General features: G+C 38.1%; 1 protein-coding gene. It reads left to right on the plus strand.

What is annotated here, in order from left to right; genetic code table 11:
* Positions 1 to 492: 492 nt before the first annotated feature.
* On the plus strand, positions 493 to 14,463 hold the full coding sequence (locus tag HSM_RS06510) for a YadA-like family protein (protein ID WP_012340420.1): 13,971 nt from the start codon (positions 493 to 495) through the stop codon (positions 14,461 to 14,463).
* Positions 14,464 to 14,484: the final 21 nt, after the last annotated feature.

Genomic DNA, 14,484 nt, shown 5'->3' on the forward strand with positions numbered 1-14,484 from the left:
AACGATTTAGCAAAAAAGATAGGCGATAAATTGCAAAGAATAAACTTTTTTCTAAAAAACATTTTCTTTACATTTAAAGTTAGGATAAAATCGCCCGAATAAATTAATAATACTTGACAAATAAAAATAGAATAGAAAAATGTCTACAGTCTACAGTCTACAGTCTACAGTCTACAGTCTACAGTCTACAGTCTACAGTCTACAGTCTACAGTCTAGTATATTGCCTAAAATCAACCTTGCAAGGTAAATTTGTGAGGTTGGACATGTTCAAACAATATCTTAAAAATCACCTATTTCAACCTCAACCTTTCGGCGAAAGTATTATTCGCCTTTTTTTGTTGTGTCTTAAAAAGCAAGGCATCGCCGATTTATTCATCAAACTATCTAAAAAGCAAAAAGTTTAATTAATCAAAAACCATAAAAAAGTTAAAAAAAATCAACAAAATAAACAATTGAAAAAAACATTTTAAAAGATTAAAGAGAGTGAATTTATGAACAAAATCTTCAAAACCAAATACGATGTAACAACGGGTCAAACGAAAGTTGTGTCTGAATTAGCGAATAACCGTCAAGTGGCGAGCCGTGTTGAGGCGACGGAGAGTAAGCCGAAGTGCGGTGTGTTTTTAGGCATGTTTAAGGTGTTGCCGTTGGCGTTGGTGGTGTCGGTAGCTCTCTCATCAAATACTTTTGCTGCATGGATAGGCACTTATGGAGGTACTGTAGGTTCAGAAAAAAGAGAAATGGAATATATTTATAAAGGTAGGGATAAATATAGATTACATGGAGTTGCTTTGAATCCTTCAGGAAATAATAATGGCTCAAATTATTCTAAAGTTAGTATAGGAGGTGTGGCTGTAGGACATGATGCTTGGGCATCAGGGGATAATTCAACAGGTGTTGGGGCAGACGCACACGCTATAGGTATGCAGTCTGTGGTAGTGGGTAATAATTCTGGAGCTAACAATCAGTCTGTCGCTATAGGAAGTGACGTATTTGCTTATGGTAAATCTGCTATTGCTATTGGTAATGATGATATAGATGATCATAGGTTTAATGATAGATTGCCGGTAACAACGATTAACAATTTGTTTAGTAACCTTGGTTCGAATCTAGAATTTTTTAAAGACGGTTGGTCTTCTTTTGCAAAAAAATACATCAGTGACAACGGTACAGATAATCGTCATTACAGCCCTACGTATGCTAAAGGCGTGGGTAGTATTGCGATAGGTTCAAGAAACATTGCGGGTGGAGAGTTTGCTACTTCCTTAGGTGCATTATCTTTTGCATTAGCAGACAGGTCAACAGCCATTGGAGTTCGTGCATTTGTTGACCAAAATTCCACAGGTGGTGTTGCTATTGGAGATGAATCAAGGGTTTTTGCTGCAAATTCATTTGCTATAGGAAATAAAGCTGAATCAACAAATAAAGGCTCTTTATCATATGGTTCAGGAGCAAAAGCGGTAGGAGAAGGATCCATAGCGATAGGGTCGACAGTAATATCTAATGCTAAATATAAAGATGGAACGGATGAAAAGTTTAGAACAAAACTTATGTCTGAATTAGGTATTGGAATGGTTACCGAAAAAGTAGATACTTCAAATCACGTAAAAGAAACCTCAGCAAAGGTAAGTAATCTTAAAGTTGGAAATAATAATGAAATTGTTCAATCCGGATTTTCTGCTCATTTAGATAGAGATCAAATTAATGAAAAAATTAATAAGGTTATTCAAGGCTTAACATTCGCTTATGAAGAAGAAAAAGATACTTTATTATCAGTAGGTGGTACAGATATCAAGAAAACAAAGAGCGATGGAAAACATGGCATAACTGTTGGGTATTACACTGTCAATAGTGGTGATAATACTGTCGCTATAGGTACAGCTTCCTATGTAAAAGGAAGAAATTCTGTCGTTTTAGGTGCGTTAAATAATGTCGGACAATATGCAAGTAATACGATAGCGATTGGGGTTGGGACAAATGTACATAAAGAAAACTCAATCGCTTTAGGAACGGGCACAACAGTAACAGGTGCGGGCGTTGTGGCTATCGGTTCCGGCGTTGGTGTAACAAAAGACAATACAATAGCTGTGGGTTATGGAGCATTGGGAAAATCAGGAGAAAGTATTGTTTTAGGTAATTCAGCAACATTAGAAGAGCATGCCTCAAAATCTATCGTGATAGGTAATGGTGCAAAAGTTGAAAATACAAAGAAAGATGACACAATTAAAAAACTAAGTTGGCCTGAGGATGAAAAATATAGGAATGGTGAAAAAGAATTAGAAATGTCGGCTATTGCTATAGGAACTAGTGCAACAGCTAACGCTCAAAATAGTGTAGCGTTCGGAAATGAAGCTCAAGTAAGCATGGAAAATTCTGTGGCATTAGGGAATAAATCACATACAAAATATTTCTATCAAGATGATAATAACAAAAACATAGCCACGCTCATCGGAAACGGCAAAAATGATGCGATTAATTTAGATCCCTATGTTCCAGAGGGTTCTAGCTATAACTTAAAAACCGATAAAGCGGCGGGTATTGTGTCCGTCGGTTGGACAAAAAATGGCAACGGCAAAACACAAGAACTGGGCTTAAGACGGATTGTCGGGGTAGCACCGGGTGCGTTGGACTCTGATGTAGTAACCGTAGGGCAATTAAAAGCGTTATATTACGTTAAAAAAGAAGGCGTGGTGACTTACTATACTAAAGACGGAAATAATATTATCAAACTTACCAAAGATGCTGATGGTAAGTTCTATAAAGTCAACACCAAAGACGGCACGCCTTACAAGGACTTAGGTGCGGTTGACGCAAAAAATGTTTTCGTTGGTCCAAAAGGGGCGAATGAAACCACCAAAGAAGAAACGATTCAGCGGAAAAAATACTCGCTTGGCGATATGGGAAATAAAATTAAATTCGCTCATATTTTAGATGGCAATATTGAAACAGGATCAGATCAAGCGATTACGGGCAATCAGCTTCATCAGCTTGGTAGCACTATCTTAGGGTTGAAGGTTAAAAATAGTAAAACAGAATTTGAGAAAGTCCAATTTGAAGCAGTAGAAGTAACAGATCCAAAAAAGAAAACGGGAAAGACAGACACTTTTAAAGAAGCCTTAACTGAGGTTATTGAGGCGATTAATAGAGGTTATAAATTTAGTGCTGACCAAGTAAACAATAAAGCCAATGAAACACCTTTCTATCTTGGTGCTACCATTGAAATTAAAGCAGGGGATGTTACAAAGCCAGGTAACACGATAGAGAAATATCTAGGCAAAAACCTAAAAACAGAATTTAAAAACGATAGTTCAAAAGCGACATTCACCATCGGCTTGAAAGAAGACCCGAGCTTTAAAAAAGTCACGATTGAAGACACGATTGAGGATAAAGAAGCTAATAAAAAACTTGCCGTCAACAAAGAGTATGTGGATAACAAACTCAAAAACGTCTCAACCAATTTGCATTTCTTATCAGTACAAGGGAATGATAAAGCCGCAGTCAACTATAATAACGATGGAGCAAAAGCAAATTATTCTGTTGCTATTGGGGTGAATGCTCAAGTAGCAGATCCTATTAATAGTGGAGTGCCTAAAAACAAACCAAAACCGACAGCAACAGCAGGTATAGCGATAGGATATAACGCTAAATCTGAAGCAGAAAATGCGGTTGCTATAGGTAGAGATGTAAGTATTGACGTACCGAATTCTTTTGTTATGGGGTCTAATAATATTGTGACACAAAGTGATAAGGATGTAAGAAGTGCGGTCGTTGTAATAGGTAGTGGAACAAAATTAGTAGAATCAAAAAGTTCTATCGCTATAGGTGCGGTTTATGTGGAAAGAGGTGACAAAAAAGATGGTACTGTAATAGAGAATGCGGCTTGGACAGCGTCTATAGGGAATAAAAATAAAATTAAAAACGGTACGGATATTGTTGCTGTAGGTAATAATATTGAAGTTAAAGATGATACAAATGAGGAAAATCCAAAAAATAAAACAAAAATTGCGAATAATGATTTAATTCTGATTGGTAATGGAGCGACAGCTGAAACTGCAAAAGAAAGTGTGCTTATTGGGGCAAAATCAAACGCCGGCAAGGGTGCAAAAAGTGCGGTGATTATTGGTCATAGTGCTAAAGCAGAGACAAACGCCGTCGGTGCAGTAGCGATTGGGCAAGGTGCAACAGTAAAAACCGACGCCGGCAACTCCATTGCCTTGGGGCAAGGGTCAGAAGCGACGGCAAAAGAAGAGGCTAAAAAAGATGCTACTGTAAGTTTTGACAGTACAAATATTAAATTTAAATGGACAGGAGGCGTTAGTTCCAATAGTGGTGATAAAAAATCCGTTTTAAGCATAGGTAAGAAAAATAATGAGCGTATCATCAAGCACGTCGCTGCAGGTGCGGTAACGGCAACGTCGACCGACGCTATCAACGGAAGCCAACTTTACGCTGTCGCCGATGAATTTTCTAAATTGGCGGTGAATGTATTGGGTGCGGAAAAAGCCGACGGCGATACAGCAGGATTTAAAAAATCGACATTTGACGTGGCTAAATATCAGGGAAGTACAAATACACCAGCACAAAAAGAAATGACCTTTAAAGACGCAATTGGTCAAAATACAACAGCGATTAATAAAGGCTTTATTTTTGGCGTTGGCGATCAAACTAATGAATATGGAACGCATTACTTAGGCGATAAATTAATCATCAAAGCGGGAGCAATCGATAAACCGACGACAATCACGACATCAGAAGATGGCTATTCGCCGAATAATATTAAAACGCACTATGAAAAAAATAGTAAAAATATATTAATCGGCATAAAAGATAAACCGACGTTTAAAAATGTGATTATTGAAAATGGTATTCCTGAAGATGAGGAAGAGCTTAAGAAAGGTAATTATGATAAGCATGCTGTCAACAAAAAATATTTAGACAAAAGATTAGAAAAAGTCGCCGCTAATTTCACGGTTAAGGGGGATAATCCTAAGGCTGGAGAAGGATATACATTAGATAAAGATCATAATGAATTAATAATTGCAGGAGATAGTAAAAATATTGAAACTACAGTTGATAAGGACCATAAAAAAGTCAGTATCAACTTAAAAGATACTTTAACAGGTATCACTTCAATTGCTAATAATGATACAAAAATTGAATTAAACAATGGAACTGGTGGAAATGGAACAAAATCTATCGTTTTCACATCAGGAGATAACAGTAAATCTGTAACGTTAACTGGCGATAAATTCAGCGGAGTTTCTGAAATTGGAAAAGATGATCAGGCTAAAATCACTTTCAAAAATAATGGTTCAAATGAAATAGACTTTAAAGCAGGGAGTACAACCTATAAATTCACTGACAGCGGATTAGATTTAGCTAGCAAAGCAATCACAAATCTAGCAAGTGGATTAGATAATGTTGTAAATAATGGTAAAAAAGACTTAGACGAGTTATTAAAACTTGTTGCTACAAATGGACAATCAAGTGGATCTTCAAATGATGGCAAATTAAACAAAGCAGTCAATGTTAAAGATTTACTTCATGTCGCTAATGAATTAAAAAATAAAGGGCTGACTTTCCAAGGAAATGGCGATGATACTGATAAAGTTACCAGAAAACTGGGCGAAACCTTAAAAATAGTTGGAGAAACATCGTCAACAGGTAGCACACAAACAACAGAAACTGCAGCTGGTAACATTACCGTCGCTAAGAAAAATGGCACGACTAATGAAGCTGATACCTTAGAGATTAAATTGTCTAAAAATTTAAAAGGTATTGGATCAGTTGCTAATGGAGACGATGTAAAAATTGAATTAAAAACTACTGGAACTAGTGGAAGTAATACAAAATCTATCGTTTTCACAGCTGGAGATAGCAGTAACTCTGTAACGCTAACTGGCGATAAATTCAGTGGCGTTTCTGAAATTAGTGGTAAAAACAGTAAATCTAAATTGACACTTGGTGCTGATAACGCAACTGTAGAATTAGCTCATGACAAATCAAAACTTGAATTAAAAGATACTGAAGCAACAATCACAGCTGGAGATAATGCCGGAAGTATTAAAATTACAAGTAATGGAAGCAAGAAAATTGAGTTAAGCCCTGAAAACGGAGCTAAATTAACACTTGAAAAAGATAGCACTACTAATAGTGGTTCTAACTATGTTAAAGCCACTGGTTTATCTCATGTCGGGTTAGATAATGATAACGCTTTAATCTTTAAAAATGGAAATAACAATGGCAATACCGCTGTTTTAAAAGTGGGTAATGCTGATTTAACATTTACACCAACCGGAAGTAATGGAAATCAAAAAGTCCAGATTTCAGGATTATCAAGCGGATTAACTGATATTGGTTCTTCTACCGGTACTAGTGGCAATAATAGTACTCAAAAATTAGATGAATTATTAAAACTAAAACCACAATCAAGTGGAACATCAAATAATCAAGACAAATTAAGCAGAGCAGTAAATGTAGAAGATTTACTTGATATTGCTCAAGGCTTGGTTGATAAAGGACTTAAATTCCAAGGAAATGACACTTCAAGCACAATAACAACAAAACTAGGCGGTACTTTAAAAATAGTTGGAGAAACAGCAACTTCAACATCGGGAACAACTGCAACAACTCAAATTACCACCGCACCTGATAACATTACGGTTAAGAAAAAATCAGGTAGTGAAGATACTTTAGAAATAGGGTTATCTGATGCTTTAAAAGGTATTACTTCTATTAGTGGTAAAAATGGCAGCAATGGAAGTGCGGTAGCGAAAATTGAATTTACGAATGGCGGTACTGGTGGCAGTGCTTCAACCAGCCCAACGGTCAAAATCACCGCTGGCGGTGGAACATTTACCTTTGGTGACAATGGATTAGATTTAGGTAATAAAAAAATCACTAAACTTGAAAGCGGTTTGGGATTAACAAACGGTGTCGGTACAGGTGGAAGTACTGTAAACGGAAACGAGGAAATTATTAAAAAAGTCCTCGAAGGAAATCCTGACGGCACTAATGGTTCCCCTAAAATTTCCAACAACGCCGTCAACGTCAAAGACCTGTCCGAAGTCGCCAAAGCGATTGTGACTAAAGGCTTGACCTTTGCAGGGAATACAGGTGAGGCTAAAGCCGCACTCGGCGATAAAATCACGATTAAGGGTGATGGAACGTATTTGACCAGCAAGGCTTCTTCAAATGGTAGTAAAGAAATTGAGTTTTCATTGACGGATAGTACGAAAAATAAAGTCGATATTATCAATGTCGGCACTACCAACAACGGCGACAATTCCTTTGCGTTGGGTAAAGATTCCAAATGGGAAGGGAAAAAGACCGCACCTAGTGGAATTATACCGAATGCAGGAAAAGATGAAGTCAAATTTAGCTGGACAACAGCAGGGGCTTCTAAAACTACAAATCCTGTTGATATGAAAGAAGTCATTAGTGTTGGTAATACAAACGCTGAACGCATTATTACGCACGTCGCCGCAGGTAAAGTCGATACCGGCTCAACCGATGCGATTAACGGTGGACAACTAAAAAGCGTAATCGATGTCTTTGCTAATTTAGGGATAAATGTATTGGGTGCGGAGAAAGCCGAAGCTGACAAAGACGGCTTTAAGAAAACTACATTTACAGCATTGAAAAATACAAGCGGAGCAAATGAAGCAACTAAAGACACATTTAAAGATGCAATCAATGCCAATACTGCCAAAATCAACAAGGGCTTGAAATTTAAAGGAGATACTAACAATGGAAGCAACGGCGAGCAACAACTCTACCTCGGCTCAACCTTGACGATTAAGGGAGCGGAAACCACCGCACAAACATCTACTCAAGGTGCGGGTGCAGCCAAACATCAAAACATTACTACAACGGCAAAAGATGGTGGAATACTTGAAATCGCTTTGAACACGAATTTGAAGGACATTACCTCTATTGGGAAAGATGAAAATAATGTTTTAACGTTTAAAAATAGTACAAGTGGTGGAAACTCAGCGGACTTAAAAGTCGGTGGAGCCTCTTTAACATTCACTAAATCAGATAATGGTGACAAAGTTAAAATCTCAGGTATTGCAGATGGTGAAAGTGAGAACGATGCGGTAACTGTCAAACAATTAACCTCCTCAAAATTGCACTATTTGTCAGTGAAAGGACCAAATGGAACTTCAAATGGAGACAATTACAACAATGACGGTGCAAAAGCCCAAAATTCTATTGCTATAGGTTCTAAGGCAAGTGTAAAAGACGACAAATCACACGATGCCATCGCTATTGGTTATAACTCATTGGTAGAAAACGCAAAATGGTCAATGGCAATTGGTGCCAATACTCAGGCTAAATCCATTCAATCCTTAGCGTTGGGGTATCAAGCAAAAGTATTGGAAAAGAGTGATGCTTCAATAGCCATCGGTGTATCTGACACAAAAATAGAAAATGCTAAATGGGCAGTAGCATTAGGAAACAAAATAACAATAAATGGTTCCGGTAATAATGTTGTTGCAATAGGAAGTAATATTAATGTAGGAAGTGGCAACGATGATTTAATCGTAATAGGAAATAGAGGCGACAGTTCACCACAAATAACAAACGCCAAAAACTCCGTCATTATCGGCAAACAGGCAATTTCTCAAGCTGAAAGTGCGGTGGTTATTGGTAAAGGTGCAAATGTTGAAACAAACGCAACAGGTGCTGTGGCGATTGGTGATGGTGCAACGGTAGCTGAAACCGCCGGAGATTCTGTAGCGATTGGTAAAAACTCAAGAGCAGATGAAAAAATGTTTGCACCGGACGGAATAGACGCTAATGTTGGTAGTCAGTCGTTGAAAATCAATTGGAAAGACGCAGGTGCTTCAGCTACAGATAAAGATTATAAATCAGTGTTCAGCATAGGAGATGCTGGTAATGAAAGAGTAATAACAAATGTAGCTGCAGGATATGTAATAGATGGGTCAACAGATGCAGTAAACGGCGGACAGTTATATAGTGTAATACACACATTTGGTAATTTAGCAAGTGATGTACTTGGTGCAGAAGTTAATACTGATACGGATAAGGAGGCAGATGGAACACCTAAGTATGGCTTCAAAAAATCAACGTTTGTTGCGGTGAATTATAAGGATAGTACAAAACAAGCGAAAGACACATTCAAAGGTGCAATTGATGAAACCATTACCGCCATTAACAAAGGGCTGAAATTTGCCGGTAATACTGGTGAAAAGCAACTTCAACTGGGCGATACTTTAGCGATTAAAGGTAAAGAAGATAGTGCAAACAGCTCCCATAAAAACATCAGCACAGAAGCGAAAGACGGTGGTATTTTGGAAATCGCCTTGAATTCAGAGTTGAAAGGTATTCAATCCATCGCTAATGGTGATAATGCAAAAATTGCTTTGGATAAAGACGCAAAAACCATTAAATTTACCTCAGGGGATACACCGACAGAGGTTAGTTTAAAAGCTAGTACCTTGAGCGGTATCACTGAGATTAATAAGGCAACGGACAAGGGGGCGTTAAAACTCACTGAGAACAGTGCGACCTTAGAAAGCACGAAAGACAATTCAAAACTTGAATTGAAAGACAAAACGGCGACTTTAGAAAGTGCGAAAGATAAGTCAAAACTTGAGTTAGCAGAAGACAGTGCAACGTTAAGTGCGGGTAATGGTAAAGGAAGCATTAAAGTTAGCAATGGAACATCTAACAAAATCGAGTTAAGCCCGGAAAACGGCTCAACTGTTACGTTTGCAAAAGACACAGCAAATGGTAATACTGTCAAAGCCACCGGCTTGTCTACCATCGGTAAAGATGAGAATAACGCTTTAGTGTTTAAAAACGGTACGAGTGGCACAAGTGGCACGAACACGGCAGAGTTAAAAGTGGGTGGTGCGACGTTAACATTCACGCCAACGAATGGAACTGGAAATGCTAAGACCGTGAAAATCTCAAATGTGGCGGTTGGTAAGATAGAAAGTAGTTCATTAGAAGCTATTACAGGCGGACAACTTGCCGATTTAGCTACTCATTTAGGGGTTGATGTTGATAGCTCAGGTAAAACTGCGTTTACAGCACCATCATTTAATGCGATAAATGGCGGTACAACTCAAAAAACCTTTAAAGGGGCGATTGATCAATTAATCACCGCCGTGAATGGTGGCTTGACCTTTAAAGGGAATGATACTTCCCCAACTTCAACCACATTACAATTAGGCGGTACGTTGACCATTGATAGCTCGACGGTTGGTAGCGGTGCTAATGGAACGACTGAAAAAGACATCACTGTATCATTAGCACCAAATGATAAAGATGTTAAAGATGCCGGTACACTCACGCTTAAATTAAATAAAGCGACAGAAGTTAAAGAAGGCGATGAAAAAGTCGTGACTTCTAAAGCGGTAGCAACAGAGTTGAAAAAATATACGACAACAGCTGATTTAGATAAAGGCTATCTCAAAGTCGATGGGTCGAATATTGGTGAAGATGAAGAGAAGAAGAAACAAGGCAGAAAAACATTCGGTAGCAATGTCGGTATTGCTGAAATCAAGTTAGATGGTGAAAAAAGCAGCACTGAATTAGTACAGGCGGATGCGGTTATCAAGTATCTAAAAGGTAAAGGTGAAAAATCAGTTAAAGTATCCGATAATCCAGAAACTGAGGCTGAAGGAGTCGGTTCTATTGCGATTGGCGATAAAGCGATAGCAAAAAATGAAGGGGCAATTGCTATCGGTTATGGTGCTAATGCTAAAAATAGAAACGCACTTTCTATAGGCAGAGATAGTGAGGTATTGGGCGAGCATGCTACGGCTATTGGTTTCCAAAATAATGTATTGGGTAACGATTCCGGTGCATTCGGTAAAGATAATAAGGTTAGCGGAGAGCATGCTTATGTATTGGGTGCTTATAATGAAATAGGCGGCGAACACACTTATGTCTTGGGTTCAAGTGTCACGACAACTAAAGATATAACAAATGCTGTCATTTTAGGCAATAAATCAACAGGTGTATCGGGAGCAGTATCAGTAGGTGGTGCTGGCGATGGCGAACAAAGAAGAATTGTTTATGTAGCAAACCCAGAAAATCAATACGATGCGGTGAATAAACAATATGTTGATGGACTTGGATTAAAATTCAAAGGTAATGATAGTCAAGAGATCCGCAAAAAATTATCACAAATTTTAGAAATAGTTGGTAAGGGTTTAAATAAAGCCCAAACTGCTAAATTTAAAGGCACAAATGGAAATATTGCCGTTAAATCAAGTAGTGGTAAAGATAAAAAATTAGAAATATCTCTTAATGAGAAATTATCAAATATTAAAACAATAGAAAATAAAGGTAGTTCAATAGAATTTAATGCAAATGATAAAAATGGATCTAGCAAAACAATTAAAAATTTACTTCTTACAGGAAATGGAACAAAAATGGTTCTTTCTTACAAAGGAGTACATTTAAATGAAAAACAATTGATTGGACTAAAAAGTGGACTATTAGAAAAACACAACGGAAAAGATCAAGAAAGAAAAGGTTTAGACGATTTAATAGGAGAAAATTTTGATAAATCATCGATTAAAACTCATGCCGTCAATGTTGGAGATTTAGCTAAAATTTCTAAGGAAATAGTTGAAAAAGGGTATAAGTATAGAGCGGACATTCCGTCAGGTAATAGCAATGATACCAGCATAAAACTAGGCTCAACCATATCTATTGTTAAATGGACAGACACACCGGCATCAGGGACTGGACAACCAGCTGTTAAGTACACAGGAGATAATTTAACAACTCGATATACCTATGACAGTGGCAACGCTAAGATAGAAATTGGATTTAAAGACGCACCGACATTTAGCAAAGTAATGCTTGCTGAAGAACAAACATATAATGACGTAAATGGAAATGGCGGAAGAGGAACTAGCGGAAATACAGATTGGAAAAAAGAACTCATCACCAAAGGCTACCTTGAACAAGCATTAGATAAGTTTAAGTTCAAGGTTGTTAATGGTGATGGTAAACCTATTGAAATCGGTCGTAATGATACGTTGAAGTTTAATGCCGGCTTGAATATTAAACTAGCGTTAGAAGAGGGCGAAAAACCGGCAAATGGTACAACGTCTACCAGTACCACAAGTGCGGTAACTTCAACCCCAGCACCAGCAGTGGCAAGCAGTCCGTCAGGTGGTACAAGTACAAACGGCGGTGGTGCAAATAGAGGAGGTAGCTCAAATGGTGCAGGTTCAAATGGTGGCGGTTCAAACGGGATGGCTTCGCCAAGTACAACCGCTTCAACTGGTACTGGCATGGCTACGACAGGTGCTACCTCAAGCACAATGCCAACAAGTACACCAACAACCACTACTACACCACCAACAACAACAGCTGTAGTAACCATTGGTACAAAAAATGATTTAACTGATATCACCTCGATTTCTTCTAAACCTAAAGATGGAAGTACGGGCGGAAATGGTGCTGGCTCAACTGGAGAAGTGACTAAACTTACCTTAGATCCAACTGATGGTGCGACTTTCCAAGTGGGCAAGCAAGGTGCGAAAGTTAATATTGATAATATGGGCATGAAATTCACACCACAAGGAGCGAATGGTGCAGGTGGGGCGAATGATCCAAATGCTGACAAACCATCTATTACCATTAACGCAGGTTCTGTATCAGCTGCTCCAAACAGTTCAGCACAACCTGCCGAACCAAACTTGCCTGCTGTTGATAACGGACCATCTATTACTTTCTCTACAAAAGACGAGAATGGTAAGAAAATCGGTTTCGGTACGATCAAAGGTCTTGCGGACATTAAGCCGAATGAAACTGATGGAAGCATTGCAGCGAATAAAAACTATGTTGATAGCAAAATAAAAGAAGTGACAGCTGGTCAACCTTTTGAATATGCTACGATAAAGGATAACGCTAAAGTTGTGAGAGGGTTGGACGGTAAACTGTATAAAGAGGCTGATCTGAATAAGTATTATTACGATGAGAAAACTGCTTCATATAAACCAAGGGATCCGAAAAATTCTAGTATGACTGAGTTAAAAGCATTAAAAAATGATGAGGTTATCGTAAACTTAATGCCAAAAGGAGATGATAAATCTCCGATAGCAATTGGAAATGTAAAAAGTATTTTAGATGCAGAGGCTTCAACAAACCAAGATAAAGCAGCAAAAGCAATTGAAGAGCTTATTAAAGAACAGGGAACGTTATCAACTAAGAAAGATAATGTTGCGACAGGTTCTGATATAGCCGCTTTGGCGAAAGCAGGTCTGAATTTTGGTGTGAGTGCAGGAGAAGATGTTCATAGAAATTTAGGCGAAAAAATATCTATTGTAGGTAGAGATCTGAAAGCAGAAATTCTAAAAGAAATGAACATTTCTAATGGAAAAGTTGATGATGATAAAAAAGCGGAATATGAAGCTAAATTGGCGGTAGCTAAGAAAGCAATTGCTGATGGATTTAGCACTAAGAACGTGGTTACTATTGCCAATCAAAATTCTGTTGTGATCAATATTGCAGATAAACCTGAGTTTAAAGCTATTTCTATTAAAGATGAAACAGCACCTGGCATGTCTTTAGATTTAAATCCAAATGCGATTAGTATGGAAGACGATGATGGTAATAACACAGTCATGGATGCTGGCGGTATGGTAGTTACTGATAATAACGGAAGTACCGAAGTAAATGCCAACAATATTAGTTTGACGGATTCCGAGGACAAAGAAAGCAATTTAGAAGCGGGTAAATTGGTATTGTCCCATACAGACAAAGAGCTTGTTATTGAGGCGGGTGAAAAAGGTGGCAAGATAACAGGCCTGGCAGTTCGTCATCCAACAGATAGCGATTATGGTACTGATACAACTCGTGCTGCAACGGAAAGTGCGGTGAAGAAAAACCGAGATGATGTTGAGGATGGCGTAATTGGTCCGATGGTTTATACTGATAACAAAGGTAATCGCTTAGTTAAAGTAGAAGGTAAATATTACCTCGTTTCAGATGTTGAAAATGGTAAAGCCAAGGAAAAAGCCAATGCGGTGGCAAATCCAGCTCTGTCGTTAGTGAATGCTGATAGAAATGGAGGAGATACAAAAGCCCCTGTTGTGTTAAATAATGTTGCAGCCGGAGAACTTTCTGAAAATAGTCGTCAAGCGGTAAATGGGGCTCAGTTACATCAAACTAATGTGCATGTTCAAAACAATAGCTTGCGTATTAATAACTTGCAAAACCAAGTCAATATCTTAAACAAAGATATGCGAGCAGGTGTGGCACAAGCTGTTGCACAAGCGAACTTGCCGGTCAATATATTACCGGGTAAAAGTACGTTAAGTTTGGCGACCGGTAACTATATGGGTACGCAAGCCTTTGCGGTAGGTTATTCCAGAGTATCTGATAATGGTAAACTTAGCGTCAAATTCAGCTTAGGACATGGCGATAAGAAAACTTCTGTGGGTGCGGGAATTGGTTATAGCTGGTAATTCTGGACTTTTCATCCATCA

This window comes from Histophilus somni 2336 (assembly GCF_000019405.1).
Taxonomy (GTDB): domain Bacteria; phylum Pseudomonadota; class Gammaproteobacteria; order Enterobacterales; family Pasteurellaceae; genus Histophilus; species Histophilus somni.

What these genes read in the sequence shown, in the direction of transcription:
- HSM_RS06510 (WP_012340420.1), top strand. Translation starts at nt 493, where the DNA reads ATGAACAAAATCTTCAAAACCAAATACGATGTAACAACGGGTCAAACG.